Origin of the sequence: Streptomyces venetus, from assembly GCF_039540295.1 — a bacterium.
In the GTDB taxonomy this organism is placed as follows: domain Bacteria; phylum Actinomycetota; class Actinomycetes; order Streptomycetales; family Streptomycetaceae; genus Streptomyces; species Streptomyces venetus.
The window spans coordinates 339657-358375 of sequence record NZ_BAABET010000006.1 but is presented as its reverse complement, the minus strand read 5'-3'; the positions used below and the strand labels follow the sequence as shown (position 1 = coordinate 358375).

Annotated in this window: 12 protein-coding genes and 1 pseudogene; 7 read left to right on the top strand and 6 right to left on the bottom strand. The window is 70.5% G+C overall.

The features are described 5' to 3' along the window. Positions 1 to 273 precede the first annotated feature (273 nt). Complete coding sequence (locus tag ABEA82_RS21675; protein WP_345663229.1) at positions 274 to 699, top strand: hypothetical protein; 426 nt, start codon at positions 274 to 276, stop codon at positions 697 to 699. Here the strand turns inward: ABEA82_RS21675 and ABEA82_RS21670 are convergent. Beyond that, on the bottom strand, positions 681 to 1496 hold the full coding sequence (locus tag ABEA82_RS21670) for a helix-turn-helix domain-containing protein (RefSeq protein WP_345663228.1): 816 nt from the start codon (positions 1494 to 1496) through the stop codon (positions 681 to 683). The genes ABEA82_RS21675 and ABEA82_RS21670 overlap by 19 nt on opposite strands. A gap of 128 nt (positions 1497 to 1624) precedes the next feature. Here ABEA82_RS21670 and ABEA82_RS21665 point away from each other — a divergent pair, with 128 nt between their 5' ends. The 3 genes from ABEA82_RS21665 (at position 1625) to ABEA82_RS21655 (ending at position 4668) form a co-directional block, all read left to right on the top strand. Next, complete coding sequence (locus ABEA82_RS21665) at positions 1625 to 1930, top strand: 4a-hydroxytetrahydrobiopterin dehydratase (protein ID WP_345663227.1); 306 nt, start codon at positions 1625 to 1627, stop codon at positions 1928 to 1930. A gap of 4 nt (positions 1931 to 1934) precedes the next feature. Beyond that, on the top strand, positions 1935 to 2678 hold the full coding sequence (locus ABEA82_RS21660) for a class I SAM-dependent methyltransferase (RefSeq protein WP_345663226.1): 744 nt from the start codon (positions 1935 to 1937) through the stop codon (positions 2676 to 2678). Positions 2679 to 2799: 121 nt separating this feature from the next. Continuing rightward, positions 2800 to 4668, top strand: a complete 1869-nt coding sequence (locus tag ABEA82_RS21655) for a rhamnogalacturonan lyase (RefSeq protein WP_345663225.1) — start codon at positions 2800 to 2802, stop codon at positions 4666 to 4668. 61 nt (positions 4669 to 4729) lie between these two features. Here ABEA82_RS21655 and ABEA82_RS21650 read toward each other — a convergent pair whose 3' ends face one another. Further along, positions 4730 to 7384 carry a cellulose binding domain-containing protein gene (locus tag ABEA82_RS21650; protein WP_345663224.1) on the bottom strand — a complete coding sequence of 885 codons (2655 nt, stop codon included), beginning with the start codon at positions 7382 to 7384 and terminating at the stop codon, positions 4730 to 4732. Between the two features lie 205 nt (positions 7385 to 7589). After that, complete coding sequence (locus ABEA82_RS21645) at positions 7590 to 10508, bottom strand: glycoside hydrolase family 48 protein (protein ID WP_345663223.1); 2919 nt, start codon at positions 10506 to 10508, stop codon at positions 7590 to 7592. Positions 10509 to 10909: 401 nt separating this feature from the next. On the opposite strand from ABEA82_RS21645, the gene ABEA82_RS21640 reads away from it, so the two are divergent. From ABEA82_RS21640 to ABEA82_RS21630, 3 genes and pseudogenes are all read left to right on the top strand, one after another. Continuing rightward, a complete protein-coding gene (locus ABEA82_RS21640) occupies positions 10910 to 12631 on the top strand; it encodes a glycoside hydrolase family 6 protein (protein ID WP_345663222.1) in 1722 nt (573 codons plus the stop codon). 133 nt (positions 12632 to 12764) lie between these two features. Next, complete coding sequence (locus ABEA82_RS21635; RefSeq protein WP_345663221.1) at positions 12765 to 13718, top strand: class I SAM-dependent methyltransferase; 954 nt, start codon at positions 12765 to 12767, stop codon at positions 13716 to 13718. 56 nt (positions 13719 to 13774) lie between these two features. Then, a pseudogene (locus ABEA82_RS21630) lies at positions 13775 to 14549 on the top strand (SDR family oxidoreductase). A 67-nt stretch (positions 14550 to 14616) separates the two neighbouring features. On the opposite strand, the gene ABEA82_RS21625 reads toward ABEA82_RS21630, so the two are convergent. The 3 genes from ABEA82_RS21625 to ABEA82_RS21615 form a co-directional block, all read right to left on the bottom strand. Further along, a complete protein-coding gene (locus ABEA82_RS21625) occupies positions 14617 to 15408 on the bottom strand; it encodes an aldo/keto reductase (RefSeq protein WP_345663478.1) in 792 nt (263 codons plus the stop codon). Between the two features lie 156 nt (positions 15409 to 15564). Then, positions 15565 to 17391 (bottom strand): AMP-dependent synthetase/ligase, encoded by a 1827-nt coding sequence (locus ABEA82_RS21620; protein WP_345663220.1) that lies wholly within the window; start codon positions 17389 to 17391, stop codon positions 15565 to 15567. Between the two features lie 298 nt (positions 17392 to 17689). Next, positions 17690 to 18568: a LysR substrate-binding domain-containing protein gene (locus ABEA82_RS21615; protein ID WP_003994165.1), complete on the bottom strand. Its 879-nt coding sequence runs from the start codon at positions 18566 to 18568 to the stop codon at positions 17690 to 17692. Positions 18569 to 18719: the final 151 nt, after the last annotated feature.

Sequence of the window (18719 nt, the reverse complement as noted above, 5' to 3'; positions counted from 1 at the left end):
ACGCCCCCCAGCCTGCGCCCAGTCTGTCACGTATCGCTGACAGTCTCCCAGGGCCGACGGTGAGGAGATGGCGGGAACCGACCGGCGACGGGTCATTACCCCGCGGGTAATCGACCGGGCGCGGCCGGGACGGGATCGTGGAGCCACCGGGGGCCGGGCCGGCGCACTCCGGTCCGGCCCCCGGCCCGCTCCGCACCACCCCGGCCGCGTCGCACCCCGTGCCCGCGACCGCCCCCGGCCGCCGCACCACGACCCGACGGAGGGTGATCCACCATGTCCGCGACCCAGCTCGCCGCGCTCGCCCGCTCCACCACGCCGCAGTCGACGCTGCGCCGCTTCCTCGCCCTGGACGCCGTGGTGACCGGCGTCAACGCCCTCGCCTACCTCGCCCTGCCCGGGCCGCTCGGCCGCTTCCTCGGCGTCGACTCCGCGCTGCTGCTCGCACTGGGCGCGTTCCTCGCCGCCTACGCGGCGGGCGTGGGCCTGCTGGCCGCCCGGCCGGCGCCGCCGGCGCCCGGTGTGCGGGCCGTCGTGGAGGTCAATCTCGCCTGGGCGGTGGCGAGCCTCCTGGCCCTGGCGCTGTGGCTCACGCCGAGCACGGCGGGCGCCGTGTGGACGGTGCTCCAGGCCCTCACCGTGGCCGGGTTCGCCGTCCTCCAGCACACAGCCCTGAAGGCCCGTCAGGGCAGCAGCGTCTGAAGGTGCTTGACCGTCGCCGGATCGGCCGGGAGCAGCGTCTCGATGGCCAGCTCGGCGACGGTCACGTCCATCGGCGTGTTGAACGTGGAGATCGAGGAGATGAACGACAGCGTCCGCCCCTCGTGCTCGATCCGCAGCGGCAGCGCGACGTACGGCACCGCGTCCGAGGGCTCCTCAGGACCGGCTTCCGGCTCCTCCTCCGGCACCGGATACGCCGAGACCTCCTCGTACAGGGCCCGCAGCGGCGCGGAGCGGTGCAGCGCGATCTGCCGCTCCATCTGCTCCAGCAGGTGACCGCGCCAGGCGCGCAGGTTGCGGATGCGGGGCGCGAGGCCCCGTGGGTGCAGGGCGAGCCGCATCGCGTTCAGCGGCGGCTCCAGCAGCGACTCGCAGACACCGTCGACCAGCGTCATGATCCCCCGGTTGGCCGCCACGACGTCGTACACCGCGTCCACCACCAGCGCCGGATACGGTTCGTAGCCGCTGATCAGCCGCTCGATGCCGGCGCGCAGCGCGCCCAGCGCCGGGTCGTCCAACGGCGTCTCCGGATACCGCGGGGCGTAACCGGCCGCGAGCAGCAGCGCGTTGCGCTCCCGCACGGGGACGTCCAGATGCTCCGCCAGCCGCAGCACCATCTCCTCGCTGGGCCGGGAGCGGCCGGTCTCGACGAAGCTGATGTGCCGGGCCGAGGAGTCCGCGCGCAGAGCCAGCTCCAGCTGGCTGACCCGCCGCTGCTCGCGCCAGGCCCGCAGCAGCGGCCCCACGCCCTTCTCGGCGGTGGACGGGTGAGTGGTCATGCCGGGACCGTAGTCGAGAACCGGTCGTCCCGGACAGGCACACCCTTCTGACCAGGGCCCCGGGGCGCCCGCTGTGGCAGGCTGAGGGCAGGAACGAGGACACCGGCGCAAGGGAAGGAGCGCAGCCCATGCCCGTCGAACCGCTGTCGCAGAAGGAGATCGAGGACCGGCTGGCCGAGCTGCCGGGCTGGTCGCTCGACGAGGGCCGCCTCGCCCGCTCCTACCGGCTCGGCTCGCACTTCGCGGCGACCGCGATGGTCGTGCACATCGCCCAGGTCCAGGAGGAGCTGAACCACCACTCCGACCTCACGCTCGGCTACAACACCGTCGCCCTGTCCGTCCACACGCACAGCGCGGGCGGCGCCGTCACGGAGAAGGACTTCGAGCTCGCCCGCAGGGTGGAGGACCTGGCCCCCGGGCACGGGGCACACTGACCGGGTGCTCGACTACGACAAGGAAGCGGAGCGGTACGACGCCTCGCGCGGCGGCGAGCCCAGGGCGGCCGCCGCCGCGGAAGCGGTGCTGAGCCTCGTGCCGCCGGACACCCGCAGCCTGCTCGACGTGGCCTGCGGCACCGGCATCGTGACCCGCAGGCTCGCCGCCGCGCGCGACGGCATGCGGGTGACCGGCGTGGACCTCGCCCGGGCGATGGCCCGGCAGGCCGCCGCCCGGCTGCCCGGTGCCGTGCTGCTCGCCGACAGCCGGCGGCTGCCCTTCCGGGACGACGAGTTCGACGTCGTCAGCAGCGTGTGGCTGCTGCATCTGGCCGCCGGCCCCGCCGACGCACGGGCCATCGTCGGCGAGTGCGCCCGGGTGCTGCGGCCCGGCGGGGTCTACATCACCACCGTCGACAAGGCGGCCTCCCACAACGTCGGCAGTGACATCGATGTCGTCCTGGCGTCCCGCCCGCCGAGCCCGGTCCGGGACGCGGCGGCGGACGTCGAGTGCTACGCCGCCGGACACGGCCTGGTCCCGGCCGGGCAGGCCCGCTTCCGGGGCCACGGCCAGGGCCGCAGCCCGCGCCGCACGGTCGCGGACCTCAGACGGGGCTGGTTCGTCACGCTGCCGCCCGGCGACCCGCTCGCCGACGTCTTCGCCACCCGGCTGGCCGAACTGCCCGACCAGGACCGTCCCCGCCCGGACCCGGTGTTCAGCCTGCGGTCGTTCCGCAAGCCCGGCTGAACCGCACCGGCCCAGCCGGTCGGCCGGGGGCGGTGAACCGGCGGAAAGACCCGGCAACTCCCGCGCCACCGGCGGCGACCACAGACGGAACCCCCCATTCTCCTCAGGAGGTCCGTCCGTGATGCACCCGTACAGGCACCGCAGACGCCGAGTGCTCCTCCCGGTGGCCGTGACCGCGGCGGCGCTCGTCGGCGCAGGTCTGACGTTCGCCGGCGGCGACACCGCCCAGGCCGCCACCGCCCGGCAGGTCGAGAAACTCGACCGAGGGGTGGTCAGCGTCTACACCGGCAGCGGCAACCTGGTCAGCTGGCGCTGGCTCGGCACCGACCCGAACGACGTGTCGTTCAACGTCTACCGGGCCGGTACGAAGGTCAACCCGACACCCATCACCGGCGCCACGAACTTCTTCCACTCCGGCGCCCCCTCCCACGCCGACTACACCGTCCGCGCGATCGTGAACGGCACGGAGCAGGGCGACTCGGTGCACGCGATCCAGTTCCGCACCGGCTACAAGGACGTCCCGATCTCCCCGCCCGCCGGCGGCACGACCCCCGACGGGGTGGCGTACACCTACGAGGCCAACGACGCCTCCGTCGGCGACCTGGACGGCGACGGCGCCCTGGACCTCGTCCTGAAGTGGCAGCCCACCAACGCCAAGGACAACTCCCAGTCCGGCTACACCGGCAACACGATCGTCGATGGCGTCAAGCTCGACGGCACCCGGCTGTGGCGTGTCGACCTGGGCCGCAACATCCGCTCCGGCGCGCACTACACGCAGTTCCAGGTGTACGACTACGACGGCGACGGCAAGGCCGAGGTCGCCATGAAGACCGCCGACGGCACCAAGGACGGCACCGGCGCCGTCATCGGCAGCTCCTCGGCCGACCACCGCAACTCCAGTGGCTACGTCCTCGCCGGCCCCGAGTTCCTGACCATGTTCAACGGCCAGACGGGCAAGGCGATGCAGAGCGTCGACTACGTCCCGGCCCGCGGCACCGTCTCCTCCTGGGGCGACTCCTACGGCAACCGCGTCGACCGCTTCCTCGCGGGCACGGCCTACCTGGACGGCTCCCGCCCCTCCCTGATCATGGCCCGCGGCTACTACACCCGCACGGTGATCGCCGCCTGGGACTGGCGGAACGGCTCCTTCACCCGCCGCTGGACCTTCGACACCAACTCCTCCACCAACAGCGGCAAGGGCTACGACGGCCAGGGCAACCACGGCCTGTCCGTCGCGGACGTCGACGCGGACGGCAGGGACGAGATCGTCTACGGCGCGATGACCGTCGACGACAACGGCAGCGGCCTGTGGACCACCAAGCTGGGCCACGGCGACGCCGCCCACGTCGGCGACCTCAACCCGTCCCGCGCGGGCCTGGAGTACTTCAAGGTCTCGGAGAACAGCGGCTCACCGGGCTCCTGGATGGCCGACGCGCGCACCGGCCAGATCCTGTGGCAGACGGACTCCGGCGGTGACAACGGCCGCGGCGTCGCCGCCGACATCTACGCCGGCAGCCCCGGAGCCGAGGCCTGGTCCGCCCGCGACACCACGCTGCGCTCCGCGACCGGCGCCTCCCTCGGCCGGGAGCCGTCCAGCGTCAACTTCCTGTCCTGGTGGGACGGCGACCCCGTCCGTGAACTCCTCGACGGCACCCGCGTCGACAAGTACGGCACGTCGGGCGACACCCGCCTGCTGACCGGATCCGGGGTCTCCTCCAACAACGGCACCAAGGCCACGCCGGTCCTGTCCGGTGACATCCTCGGCGACTGGCGCGAGGAGGTCGTCTGGCGCACCAGCGACAACACGGCCCTGCGCATCTACTCGACCCCGCACGAGACCGGTACGAAGATCACGACCCTGCTCCACGACACCCAGTACCGCACGGCCCTGGCCTGGCAGAACACGGCTTACAACCAGCCCCCGCACCCCAGCTTCTTCATCGGCGACGCCATGCCGACGGCTCCCCGCCCGACGGTCTACACCCCGTGAGACACCGGTGGGTGCGCACCCCGGGGGAGCGCGCACCCACCGGCCCAGGACGAAGGCCCGGTCAGGCGACCGTGCAGCTCTGGTCACCCAGCCTGAACGCGGCCGGTTCGGTGTTCGTGCCCGTCCGGTTCGCCGTGAAGCCGAAGCCCACCGACGAGCCCGCCGCCACGCCCGCGTTCCAGCCGACGTTCTTCGCCGTCACCGTGGAACCCGACTGCGCGGCCTCGGCGTTCCACGCCTGGGTGAGCTTCTGGCCGTCGGCGAACGTCCAGGTGAGCGACCAGCCGTTCCAGGCGACGGTGCCCGTGTTGGTGAGCTGTACGTCCGCCTGGAAGCCGCCCGACCACTGGCTGGTGACCTTGTACGTCACCTTGCAGGCGCCGGCCGGAGTCGGATCGGGGCCCGGACCCGGGTCCGTCGTCCCGCCGCCGGAGCTGTCGCCGTAGATGACGCCACGGCCGTTCGTCGACACATAGACACGGCCGTACACCCTCGGGTCGCCGGTGATGGCCGCGCCCGTCCAGCCCCACTGGTGGGCGTCGTCGTTGACGCGGGTCCAGCTCGCGCCCTTGTCCGTCGAGCGGAAGACGCCCCGGACGCCGCCGATCTTCGCGCTGGTGTAGAGCGTCTGGTAGGAGGCGCCGGGCGCCGCCTTGCCGAAGCCGACGGTGTCGGCCTGCTCGACGTTCGACAGCTTCGTGAAGCTCGTGCCGCCGTCCGTCGAGTGCCACAGGCCGTACGCCCCGTCGCTCGCGCCGCCCGCCAGCCACACATCGCCCTTCCCACCCGGCAGTGCCTTGAAGCGGACACTGTCACCGCCGGGCAGCCCGCTCGCCGGTGACTCCTTGAACGTCGCCCCGCCGTCCGTGCTGATGTAGAACTTCCCCGACTTGAAGCCGTAGAAGGTCTTCGGGTCGACACGGTCCGACTCGACGATCGCCCCGGCGGGAATCCCCCCGGACGCCTGCCACGACGTGCCGAAGCCGGTGGCGTGGTGCACGCCGGCGCCCTGCGGGCTCCACACGAACCGGCCGCCGTCGGAGCCCGCGGCGACCGTGCCGCCGCCGCTCACGCCCGAGGGGTCGGTCCCGGCGAACCAGTTGGCGCCGTTGTCCGTGGAGAACGCGATGTGCGGACCCGAGTCGAGATCGCCGACCCGCACGAACGTGTTCGGGTCGGACTCGGCGAAGTCCAGGCTCGTGGTCGTCGTGAAGTTCGGCTGTGTGAACATCATCGACGGAACCTTGGCCAGATCCGTGTGCCGGAAGCCGCCGACGTCGCCGAGCGCGCTCAGCAGCGGGGCGCCCGACGGGGGAGAGGCCAGGTCGTTGACCGCCGTCTCCTCCAGCCCCTGCACCATCGGCCTGACGGTGAACCTGCCTCCGCTGTCCCAGTTCGTGAGGTTCTCGGTGCCGTAGATCGTCGCGCCCGTCCCGTACATCATGCGCGCGGAGTCGAACGGGTCGATCTCCAGGGACTCCGTCATCCATCCGAGCTTCGGGGTCTGCTCGGGCGGCTGCGGGTTCGCGCCCCAGGTGAGCCACGGCGACGACGAGACATCCATCGTGTAGCGGTTCTCCCGGTTCGGGTACGACGTGTAGTCCCACGCCTTGGTCCAGGTCGCGCCGCTGTCCGTGGAGCGGAAGATCTGCGTGTCCGGCCACCAGGCGCTGTACGCGGTCGCCATCACCGTGCCCGGCCTCTGCCGGTCCACCGTCAGCCCGCTGAAGCCGTAGAACGTGTCGGCCTCCGCCACCGGGCTGATGTTCGTCCACGTGCCGCTCCCGGTCGCGTACCGCCACAGCCGGCCCTTGCCGCCGTCGTACGGGCCGCCCTTGTCGCTGTAGGCGAGGTACAGATAGCCGTTCTTCGCGTCCAGGACGCCCTTGTGGGCGAGATGGCCGGTGGGCTGGCCGGCCAGCCGCTGCCAGGTCGCACCCGCGTCCGTCGAGCGGTACACCGCGTTGTCCTGGTCGGCGACCCCCACGTAGATCGTCTTCGTGGCGCTGCCCGACGTGCCCGTGGACTCGTCGAACGTCACCCAGACGATGCCCTGGTTGTCGGACGCGTAGCCGGACGTGTCGCCCGGATCCTGCACGTAGGTGCCCACGTTGGGGAAGTTCGTCACCCGCGACCAGGTCACGCCCGAGTCCGTCGACCGCCACAGCCCCTTGCCGCTGGGCGCGCCGAGATACAGCACGCTGTTCCGGTTCGGATCGACCGCGAGCCGCTCACCCATGCCCCGCCCCGGCATGTTGCCGCCCAGCTTGAACGGCAGGTTCGCCTTCTGCCAGCTCGCGCCCCGGTCGGCGGACCGCATGACCGCGCCGTTCTTCGGGTCCCAGCTGTTGGTGTACGTGCCGACGGCCGCGTACACCCTGTTCGGATCGACGGAGTCGGACGCGATGCTGACGACCCCCGTGTGCCCCCAGTCGTCCCACCCGACCGAGTCGAGCAACGGCGTCCAGGTCTTGGACGACTGCTGCCAGCGATAGGCGCCGCCGATGTCGGTGCGGGCGTAGACGAGGTTCTTCTCACTGCGGTTGAAGACGATGCCCGGGACGAAACCGCCCCCGTCGATCCGGGCGTTCTTCCAGGTGTAGGTGTCGGCGGTGATCTTCACCGACGGCGGATCGGCGGCCAGGGCGGTGGGGGCGCCCGACAACAGCCCGGCCGCCAGCGCGAGTACGGCGGTGAGGATGCGGGTTCTTCGCACGGTGGGGGTCCTTCCGTGAGGGGGAACGTGCGAGGGCCGGGCGGCCCCAGTGCAAGGAAGCCGCCCGGCCGGGTTGACCCTGTGTCAGGTGCAGGGCCACGTACGCAGAGCTTCGGACGCACTCTTGGGGGCGCGGGGAACTGCGCGACCAGCCACATACGGCCCGCAGACGACAGCCGCCCACCCGCGGAGCGCCCGGCGGGGACTATTCGAGAAGCTCCGCGTACGAACCCATGGCCAAGGCGATGTCCGCCTGAGCCCAGAACCGGTGGTACGTGAACGACGGAACGGCTCCACCGGCCAGATAGCTCTCGATCTTCGACCAGGCGGGATCGTCCTCGTAGAAGGACCGGATCGAGTCGAACGTCGACGACGAGTTGATCGCGTCACCGTTCGGCATCGTCCCCGTCCAGCCACTCGGGACGTACACCTTGTCGTCGAACCGGTTGTAGTCCGCCCGGCTCTCCGCAACAGCGATCCCGAGGGCGTCCTGGTGGTTGTCCCACATCCCGTCGAGCAGCTTCTTCGCGGCCGCCGCGGCCTCCGTGTCACCGGAGCGGTCGGCGTAGTACGTCAGGGTCTTGGCGTACGCGGCCGCCACACCGACGTCGTTCGTGTAGTCGGCGACGGTGACGTGCAGTCCGCTGTTGGAGCCCGGGCTGGAGGCGTTCCAGGTGTCGGGCTGGCCCGACCACTGCAGCGTCGACGGGATCCGGAACGTGCCGTCCGGGTTGAACGTGGTCTTGGACAGCGCCCAGTCGACCCACTTGTCGAGGACCGTCTTGGCCTGCGCGTTCCCCGTCTGCTGGTACAGCTCGGCGACCCGCTCCATGGACCACGCCTGGAAGCCGAACCACTGGTTGGACGGCGGGTCGTGGTAGACGGGCTTCTCGTCGTAGTACATGCCGTAGAACGTCGACTTCCCGGCGGGCGGGGTCGCGTACCGGCCCTGCCAGCTGTTGGTCGCGCCGCCCGCGATGGCGCCCTCGTTCGACTGCAGCCAGCGGTAGAACTCCAGCTGCCGGTCCATGGACTTGGCCCAGTCGGCCGCGCCCGTCGCCGACTTGGGCTTCAGCGGGGCGTAGCTGCTGAGCGCGTAGGCCGCCAGGGGGTTCTGGTAGCCGCCGTGGGCGTGGCTGGAGCCGATACGCCAGGCCCAGCCGGCCGAGGTGTCGGTGGCGCCGCCCCAGGCGTAGTACCAGGACATCAGGTAGAACGAGGCGTCCTTGCCGGTGCCCGCCGGGCAGGCCGAGGGCCCGACACAGTTGCCGACCTTCTTGAAGTACTTGTCGTACATCGAGTAGCGCAGGTAGTCGCCCATCTTGGCCGCCTTGGCGACCGTCGCGGAGACGTCCCCGCCCTTGCCCTGCTCCTTCGCCCACAGGTCCGCCCAGTAGGCGGCCTGCACGGCCCGGGCATCGGCGTCCGGGGCGTTGGTGAACTTCCACTGCTTGGCGTAGGAGGCGTCACCGGTGAACAGGTCCAGATAGCCGTTCTTGCCGCCGTACTTGAAGGCGTCGCAGGTCGGCTGCGGCACCGTCTCCCACACCGACTCCTGCGCGCCGCGCTGGAAGGTGTTGATGTACGACGGGCCGGTGTCCGACGGGCCCGCCTCGCATTTGCCGGGCGCGTTGCCGTAGCCGTAGACGTTGTCGACGTCCTGGAGCCAGTGCATGCCGTAGACGTCGTCCGTGCCGTACGCGCTCTTCAGCTCGGCGGCGATCGGGTCGCGGCCGACCGGGACACCGGTGTCGAGCTTGGCCGGGTACTCGTCGGGGGTGTCCAGCTCGGGCGCGTAGGTCGCCGGCTTGGAGGCGTTGTAGAAGGAGTTCGTCGGCTGGTCGGCGTGGGTGGGGATCATGTACTTCTCCATGAGGCCCCACGCGCCGTTGAACTTGGACCAGTCGCCGGTCACCTTGCCGTACATGGCCTGGAGCCACAGGAGGTAGCTGTACGCCTCCGACGTGGTCTCGTGACCATGGTCCGGCGCCTCGACGATCAGCGTCTCGACCGAGTGGTAGGGGATGCCCTCGGGGGAGAAGTAGCCGTTGGCCGGGTTGGTGATCTTCCCGTACAGCTCCAGGAAGCGGGCGTCGTAGGTCTTCGCCGCCGCCAGCTGGGTGACGGTGACCGAGGCCTTGGCGTGGCCCGCGGCCGTCGACTCGAAGACGGCGGAGCCCGTACCGGAGTTCGCGGCCGAGACGGTCACCTTCTGCGCGGTGTTCCAGTTCTGCGGGGTGAAGGTGAGCGAGCCGCCGGCCGAGACCGACAGGCCCGAGTTTCCGCTCGCGCGGGCCGACGTCACCGTCACGTTGGACGCCGGCTGCTTGGACAGCTTCACCTCGTAGGTGCCCGACTTGCCCGACTGGACGCCCAGTTGGAGCGGGGAGGCGACGACGGTGGGACCGGAGGCGACCGTGATGCCGACCGGGGTGGAGTCGGCCGAGGCGCCCGTGCTGTCGTAGGCCTTCGCCACCAGGGAGTGACTGCCGACGGCCAGGTCGGAGACGGACAGCGCGTAGGGCGCGCTGGTGTCGGTGCCCAGCAGCCTGGTGTCGTCGTAGAACTCCACCTTGCTGATCGTGGCGTTGTCCGCGGCGGCGGCGGTGGCCGCCAGCGGGACGGCCGCGCCCTGGGTGTAGACGGCGCCCGCGGCCGGGCTGGTCAGCACGGTGATCGGCGGCTGGTGCGCGCCCGCGCAGACCGTGCCGTTGACCGAGAACGACGCCGGTGCGGTGTTGGTGCCGCTGTAGGTGAACTGGGCGCCGGTCGAGACGGCGGCGCCCGCGGCGATCCGTGCGTTGTGGGGGGCGTTCTTCACGGTGACGGTCTGGCCGGACTGCGACCAGCTGCCGTTCCAGCCGTTCCCCAGCTTCTGGTTGCCGGAGTAGGCGTACGTCAGCGTCCAGCCGTCGATGGCGTCCGTGCCGCGGTTGGTGAGGGTCAGGTCCGCGGTGAAGCCGGAGCCCCAGTCGTTGGTCTTGTAATCGACACTGCACTGAAGTGCGGCCGCCTGCGCGGGAGTCGACCCTGAGGAGAGCATCGTCAACGGAAGCGCGAGAGCGGCGACGGCGGCGATCCACACGCGCCGCACCACTCCCCGTCTCCGGGGTGGGGGATGCATGGTGCTGGTTCCTCCTTGCGGCTCGGAGAAGTCAAGGCTTGAACCAGTGGGAGCGCTCCCATCGTGAGGACGGGTGCGGAATCGGTCAAGGGCCTTGAAGAGTCGAAAAGATTCGACGCCCCGTGTTGAGCGAAAGTCAGCGACTCCCCTGTTCTTTGCCGACACTTGCCGCTACCTTCCTTGACACCAGTGGGAGCGATTCCATCAGTCGACGCGTCCGTCACGGCATGCCCGACCTGCACGGAGTCGCCCGTGCGACACCCCTCGCGTTCAGTACTTGGAGCCGCCCCCAGCGCGGTCGTCCCCGGCTGCGCGAGCGTAGGTGCCGAGTTCCTCATGTCCTTGTCGGAGCACGTCCCGAACGGCTGACACCCCCACCACCGAAAGGGATCCCCGCACTCATGAGCCGCACGAGAACAGCGTTACTGGCCGCCATGGCCCTGGTCGCCGGAGCCACCGGCACCGCGTTCGCCGTCGACCCGGGAGGGGTCGGCACCGCCGCCGTCCCCTGCACCGTCGACTACAAGATCCAGAATCAGTGGAGCACCGGCTTCACCGCCGCCGTGACCGTCACCAACAACAGTGCCGCCAAGTCCTCCTGGTCGCTGAAGTGGTCCTACGCCGGCGACCAGAAGGTCACCAGCGGCTGGAACGCCAAGCTGAGCCAGAGCGGTGCCGCGGTCACCGCGGCCAACGAGAGCTACAACGCCCAGCTCGCGACCGGCGGTTCGGTCAGCTTCGGCTTCCAGGGCAGCTACAGCGGCAGCAACGCCGTCCCGGCCACCTTCACCCTCGACGGCGTGACCTGCAATGTCGACGACGGAGGCAACCCGGGACCGACCGACCCGCCGGACCCCGGCGGCCCGTCCAACCGGGTCGACAACCCCTACGCCGGCGCCAAGGTGTACGTGAACCCGGAGTGGTCCGCCCATGCCGCCGCCGAGCCGGGCGGCAGCCGCGTCTCCAACCAGCCGACCGGCGTCTGGCTGGACCGGATCGCCGCGATCAACGGTGCGGGCGGCAAGATGGGCCTGCGCGCCCACCTCGACGAGGCGCTGCGCCAGAAGGGCTCCGGCGAGCTGGTCGTTCAGCTCGTCATCTACAACCTGCCCGGCCGTGACTGCTCCGCCCTCGCCTCCAACGGCGAGCTGAAGCCCGACGAGATCGGCCGCTACAAGACGGAGTACATCGACCCGATCAAGGCGATCCTCGCCGACTCGAAGTACTCCTCGCTGCGGATCGTCACCACGGTCGAGATCGACTCGCTGCCGAACCTCGTCACCAATACCGGCAGTCGCCCCACGGCCGTCCCGCAGTGCGACGTGATGAAGGCCAACGGTAACTACGTCAAGGGTGTCGGTTACGCGCTGAACAAGCTCGGCGACGTGCCGAACGTCTACAACTACGTCGACGCCGGCCACCACGGCTGGATCGGCTGGGACGACAACTTCGGTCCCTCCGCGACCCTGTTCAAGGAGGCGGCCACCGCCGAGGGCGCGACCGTCAACGACGTCCACGGCTTCATCACCAACACCGCGAACTACAGCGCCCTGAAGGAGAACAACTTCACCATCAACGACAACGTGGCCGGCAAGTCCGTCCGCGAGTCGAAGTGGGTCGACTGGAACCGCTACGTCGACGAGCTGTCCTTCGCCCAGGGCTTCCGCAACCAGCTGATCTCGGCCGGCTTCAACTCCGGCATCGGCATGCTGATCGACACCTCCCGCAACGGCTGGGGCGGCGCCGCCCGGCCCACCGGCCCCGGTGCGCAGACCTCCGTCGACACTTATGTCGACGGCGGCCGTTACGACCGCCGCATCCACCCCGGCAACTGGTGCAACCAGTCCGGAGCCGGCCTCGGCGAGCGCCCGAAGGCTGCTCCGGCCGCCGGGATCGACGCGTACGTGTGGATGAAGCCCCCGGGCGAGTCCGACGGGTCGAGCAAGGCGATCCCGAACGACGAGGGCAAGGGCTTCGACCGCATGTGCGACCCGACCTATGAAGGCAACCCGCGCAACAACAACCACATGTCCGGGGCCCTGCCGGACGCGCCGCTGTCCGGGCAGTGGTTCTCCGCCCAGTTCCGGCAGCTGATGCAGAACGCGTACCCGCCGCTGTCCTGAGCGGCTGACACCCCGTCCCCACGGGATCCGCCGGGGCTCCGGCCCCGGCGGATTTTGCGGGAGCGGCAACAGTGGTGGCTCTTCCCGGTGCGTCGGCGCAGGCTGACGGCATCCGAGCGAGAGGCTGACCACCATGGCGCACGACCACGACCACGACCAGGGCCACAAGCACGACCACGGTCACGACCAGGGCCACAAGCACGACCAACGTCACCAACACGATCACGGACACGGGCACGGCCACACGGACATCGACTGGGCCGAGGTGGGCCCGATGCTGGAGTCCCAGGCGGAGCTGTTCGCGCCCTTGTACGAGCGGGCTCTGGGCTGGCTGGCGCAGGAGGTGACCGCACCCGGGCTGATCGTCGACGCGGGCAGCGGGCCCGGGGTGGTGTCGTGTCTGTTCGCCGAGACGTTCCCGGCCGCGCGGATCGTGGCCGTGGACGGCTCGGAGCCGCTGCTGGAGCGGGCCCGGGAGCGGGCCGAGCGGCAGGGCGTCGCCGACCGCTTCAGCACGATCGCCGGTGAACTGCCCGACATTCTCGAAGAGTTGGACTACCCGGCCGACCTGCTCTGGGCGAGCCGCAGCCTGCATCACCTCGGTGACCAGCGGGCCGCGCTCGCCGCCTTTGCGGCCCGGCTGGCGCCCGGCGGGACCCTGGCCCTGTTGGAGGGCGGACTACCGCGGCGGTTCCTGCCCCGTGACATCGGCATCGGGCGGCCCGGCCTCCAGGCGCGGTTCGACGCGCTGGAGGAGGAGTGGTTCACGCGGATGCGGCACGAACTGCCGGGGCATGTGGCCGAGACGGAGAACTGGCCGGGTCTGCTGGCCGCGGTGGGGCTGAAGCCGGCCAGGACGCACAGCTTCCTCCTGGACCTCCCCGCACCGGTCTCGGACCGGGCCCGCGCCTATGTCGCCGCGTCCCTGACGCACATGCGCGACAGGATCCCCGACGGGTTCGACGCCGAGGACCTGGCCACCCTCGACCGGCTCCTCGACCCCGACGACGAGGCGAGCGTGCACCGCCGCCCGGACCTGTTCGTCCTGGAGGCCCACACCGTGCACACGGCCGTGCGGGCGGTCTAGTGCCGTCCGGCGCGGGCCTTGACTTCGAGAGCGCTTCAAGTGATGGACTCCCCGGCATCGCACATCCGACCGCATCACCACAGGGGGAATCCACGTCCGAGTCTCGGGTCGCGCTGATCACCGGCGGCGGCAGCGGAATCGGGGCCGCCGTCGCGCGGCAGTTGCTGGACGCCGGGCACCGGGTGGCCGTGACGGGGCGTGGGGAGGAGCGGCTGCGGGGCTTCGCCGAGGAACTCGGCCGTCCCGGGGAGTTGCTGACGTTCGCCGGGGACACCGCCGTGTACGACGACGTCCGGTCGGCGGTCGACGCCACCGTCAAGGCGTTCGGCCGGCTGGACACGGTCGTCGCCAACGCCGGTTTCGCCACGCACGACACGGTGGCGGAGGGGGATCCGGCCGGCTGGACCGACATGGTGCTGACGAACGTCCTCGGTCCGGCGCTGCTGATACGGGCGTCCATCGACGCGCTGAAGGAGACGCGTGGGCGGATCGTGCTCGTCGGCAGTGTCGCCGGGTTCGTGCACAGGCCGGGGAACGTCTACGGGGCCACGATGGGGGCACCGCCCGCTCGAGCGCAGCCGAGAGTGGGGGAGGGCGGTGACCGGACTGGCCGAGAACACGCGCCGTCAGGTGACCGAGTGAGGTGTGGGGGTGACGTTGGTCGCGCCCGGGCGGGTGGAGACGCCGTTCTGGGACTCCTACGGGAGCCTTCCCCCGGGGCACCTGCTGACCGCGGAGCAGATCGCCGACTCGGTTGTCTGGGCGTTGCGGCAACCGGAGGGGGTCGACGTCAACACGGTGGTCGTGCGGCCGGTGGGGCAGCCGGTGTGAGAGAGGGCTGAGGCCACCGGCACGACTGCCCGCAGCTCGGTTGCGAGCTGCGGGCAGTCGTGGAAGCTCACGCTCCGTCGAACGACGCGGGGTCCGGGCCCAGGCGGCGGTCCTCGTTGAGGGCGCTGATGGCCGCGAGGTCCTCCGTGTCCAGGCTGAAGTCGAAGACCTCGATGTTCTCCTTGATCCGGGACGGCGTCACGGACTTCGGGATCACCACGTTGCCCAGCTGGATGTGCCAGCGCAGCACGACCTGGGCGGGGGTGCGGTTGTGCTTCCGGGCGATGGCGACGATCGCCGGGACCTCCAGCAGGCCCTTGCCCTGGCCGAGCGGGGACCAGGCCTCCGTGGCGATGCCCTGCTCCGCGTGGTACTCGCGGGCGGCGCTCTGCTGGAGGTGCGGGTGCAGCTCGATCTGGTTCACGGCCGGGATGACCGACGTCTCGCCGATCAGCCGCTCCAGGTGCTCGGGAAGGAAGTTGGAGACGCCGATGGCCCGGATCCGGCCGTCGGCGTGCAGCTTCTCGAACGCCTTGTAGGTGTCGACGTAGGTACCCCGGGCCGGCATCGGCCAGTGGATGAGGTACAGGTCGACGAAGTCCAGGCCGAGCTTCTCCAGCGACGTGTCGAAGGCGCGCAGCGTGGAGTCGTACCCCTGGTCGGCGTTCCAGAGCTTGGTGGTGACGAAGAGCTCCTCGCGGGGGAGACCGGACGCGGCGATCGCCTTGCCGGTGCCCTCCTCGTTGCCGTAGATCGCCGCTGTGTCGATGCTGCGGTACCCGGCCTCCAGCGCCGTCGTCACGGCGGACTCGGCCTCGTCGTCCGGCACCTGCCAGACACCGAAGCCCAGCTGGGGCATCTCGACGCCGTTGTTCAGGGTGATCGGGGGGACCTTGCTCACGAGCTCTCGATCCTTCGGTTTGTGGTCAGATGTGCTCCCATCGTCAACGATCACGAGCCGTGATGCATTCCTGACGGGAGAATTCAGACGTACAAATCCCCTGTTACCTGGCATTCACGCCCGGTACAGCGCCTCGACCTCGTTCTCGTACGCCTTTTCGATCGCCTTGCGCTTCAGTTTCAGGGACGGGGTCAGCAACCCGTGCTCCTCGGTGAACGGCTGGGCCAGGATGCGGAAGGTGCGGATCGACTCGGCCTGCGAGACAAGGGTGTTGGCAGCGACCACCGCGCGCCGCACCTCCGTCTCCAGATCCGCGTCGCGCACCAGCTCGACCGGTGACAGCTGCGGCTTGCCCCGCATCGCCAGCCAGTGCTCCACGGCTTCCTGGTCCAGGGTCACCAGCGCGGCGATGTACGGGCGGTCGTTGCCGACGACGATGCACTGATTGACCAGGGGATGGTCACGGACACGTTCCTCCAGCACACCGGGTGAAACGCTCTTGCCGCCGGATGTGACCAGGATCTCCTTCTTACGGCCGGTGATGGTGAGGTAGCCGTCCTCGTCGAGCGAGCCGAGGTCACCGGTGGCCAGCCAGCCGTCGTGCAGGGCCTGATCGGTGGCCTTGGGGTTGTTGAGGTAGCCCTGGAAGACGTTCGCGCCGTGCAGCCAGATCTCGCCGTCGTCCGCGAGGTGCACGGTCATGCCCGGGATGGGCTGGCCGACCGTGCCGAAACGGGTGCGTCCGGGCGGATTGGCGGTCGCGGCGGCCGTGGACTCCGTCAGGCCGTAGCCCTCGTAGATGTGGACGCCCGCCCCGGCGAAGAACAGCCCGAGCCGCCGGTCCATCGCCGAGCCGCCCGACATGGCGTGCCGGATGCGGCCGCCCATCGCGGCGCGGATCTTGGTGTAGACGAGCTTGTCGAACAGCTGGTGCTGCATGCGCAGGCCGGCGGAGGGGCCGGGACCGATGCCCCAGGTCTTCGCCTCGATCGCGTCCGCGTACTTGATGGCGATGTCCACGGCCTTCTCGAAGGGGCCGGAGCGCCCTTCCTTCTCGGCCTTGCGGCGGGCCGCGTTGAACACCTTCTCGAAGATGTACGGCACGGCCAGGAAGAAGGTCGGCTTGAACGCGGCGAGGTCGGGCAGCAGGGCCGCCGCGTTCAGCTGCGGCTGATGGCCGAACTTCACCCCGCCGCGGATCGCCGCGACCTGGACCATCCGCCCGAAGACGTGGGCGAGCGGCAGGAACAGCAGCGTCGCGGCCTCGTCGCCCCGCTTGGAGTGGAACACCGGCTCCCAGCGCTCGATGACGGTGTCCGCCTCGTGCATGAAATTGCCGTGCGAGATGACACAGCCCTTGGGGCGGCCGGTGGTGCCCGAGGTGTAGATGATCGTGGCGACCGAGTCGGGGGTGACGGCCTGCCGGTGGCGGTGCACCACCTCGTCGTCGAGGTGGGCGCCGGCGTCGTACAGCTCGTGCAGGGCGCCCGAGTCGAGTTGCCACAGGCGCCGCAGCTGCGGCAGCCGGTCGATGACCGTGGCGATCGTCATCGCGTGGTCCTCGTGCTCCACGATCGCGGCCGTCACCTCGGCGTCGTACAGCATCCAGAAACACTGCTCGGCCGAGGAGGTCGGGTAGACCGGCACGACCTGGGCGCCGATCGTCCACAGCGCGTAGTCGAACAGCGTCCACTCGTACCGCGTCCGGGAGATGATCGCGACCCGGTCGCCGAACCGGATGCCGCTCGCCAGCAGGCCCTTGGCCAGGGCGAGGACCTCGTCACGGAACTCGGCGGCGGTGACGTCCCGCCAGTGCCCCGTCTCGTCCTTGCGGCCCAGCGCGATGTGCAACGGCTCTTGCCGGGCATGCTCGAAGACCACGTCGGCCAGACCGCCCACCGGAGGTGCCAACGCCAACGGAGGGTTGGTGAACTCGCGCAAACCCCGCTCCCCGCTCCTCAGCGCTTTTGTTGAGTGACGCTCCGCACAGCGCCGTGAAAGCTACCCCAAGGGACCTGGGTGCGGGAGGGGGGTCGCAGGTGAGCAGGACTCTCGTCGGCGCTGGTCAGTGAGGGAAAAAGCGCTCACACGGGGAAGGGTCGGACAGAATCCTGACGGTTGCGTAAGTTTCGGTGCCGTAATCTCCACCGAATCTGTACGACTCCGGGCGCGGTGCGGGGCGGCGCGAAAGTGGTCTCTTCTGTCAGCGCGGCGGCGGCGGATTCCGTCACTCCGGTTGTCACAGACCCTTGCGTGAGCTGCGGTGCAGCCGGTCGCCGCCGGCCAGGATCGCGGCGGCCAGGGCGTCCGCGGCGCCCGGCGCGGAGGGGCGCCGCCGACCGTGCACCACGACGAAGTCGACCTGCCCCAGCTCCGGCAGCCCGGCGCGGTCCGGGACCCGGACCAGGCCCGGCGGGATGAGGCCGCGCGAGTGGGCCATCACGCCGAGGCCCGCCCGGGCGGCGGCGACCAGACCGTTGAGGCTTCCGCTGGTGCACACCACCCGCCACTCACGGCCCTGCCGCTCCAGAGCCTCCAGGGCGAGCGCGCGGGTGATGCCCGGCGGCGGATAGACGATGAGCGGCACCGGGCGGTCCGGGTCGAGCCGGAGGCGTTCCGCGCCGATCCACACCAGCCTGTCGTGCCGGACCAGCTCGCCGCGCGGGTCCTCGGGCCGCCGCTTGGCGAGGACGAGGTCCAGCTTTCCGGCGGTGAGCTGCTCGTGCAGCGTGCCCGAGAGCTCGACCGTCAGCTCCAGGTCGACCTCGGGATGCTCGTGCCGGAAGCCCTCGAGGATCTCGGGCAGCCGGGTCAGCACGAAGTCCTCCGAGGCGCCGAACCGCAGCCGGCCGCGCAGCCGGGTGCCCGTGAAGAACGCCGTCGCCTGCTCGTGCACCTCCAGGATCCGGCGGGCGAAGCCGAGCATGGCCTCCCCGTCCTCCGTCAGCTCCACGGAGTGCGTGTCCCGGCTGAACAGCGTCCGGCCGGTGGCGTCCTCCAGCCGTCGTACGTGCTGGCTGACCGTGGACTGCCGCAGCCCGAGCCGCCGCGCGGCCTGCGTGAAGCTCAGCGTCTGCGCCACCGACAGGAAGGTGCGCAGATGGGACGGGTCGTACATGGCGCCAGGTTAGCGCCTGTCATCGCGAGACGCGATAGCAGTGAGAGCGGTGTACGGGATTCCCGATGGCCGGGTCGAGGAGCAGGATGGGAGGGGGCCACCCCGGCCCTGTACCGCACGTACGTACCTACCGAGCAAGTGGAGCACCGTG

Coding starts and splice junctions, on each gene's coding strand:
- ABEA82_RS21675 (WP_345663229.1), top strand. CDS start 274: ATGTCCGCGACCCAGCTCGCCGCGCTCGCCCGCTCCACCACGCCGCAG.
- ABEA82_RS21670 (WP_345663228.1), bottom strand. CDS start 1,496: ATGACCACTCACCCGTCCACCGCCGAGAAGGGCGTGGGGCCGCTGCTG.
- ABEA82_RS21665 (WP_345663227.1), top strand. CDS start 1,625: ATGCCCGTCGAACCGCTGTCGCAGAAGGAGATCGAGGACCGGCTGGCC.
- ABEA82_RS21655 (WP_345663225.1), top strand. CDS start 2,800: ATGCACCCGTACAGGCACCGCAGACGCCGAGTGCTCCTCCCGGTGGCC.
- ABEA82_RS21645 (WP_345663223.1), bottom strand. CDS start 10,508: ATGCATCCCCCACCCCGGAGACGGGGAGTGGTGCGGCGCGTGTGGATC.
- ABEA82_RS21640 (WP_345663222.1), top strand. CDS start 10,910: ATGAGCCGCACGAGAACAGCGTTACTGGCCGCCATGGCCCTGGTCGCC.
- ABEA82_RS21635 (WP_345663221.1), top strand. CDS start 12,765: ATGGCGCACGACCACGACCACGACCAGGGCCACAAGCACGACCACGGT.
- ABEA82_RS21625 (WP_345663478.1), bottom strand. CDS start 15,408: ATGCCCCAGCTGGGCTTCGGTGTCTGGCAGGTGCCGGACGACGAGGCC.
- ABEA82_RS21615 (WP_003994165.1), bottom strand. CDS start 18,568: ATGTACGACCCGTCCCATCTGCGCACCTTCCTGTCGGTGGCGCAGACG.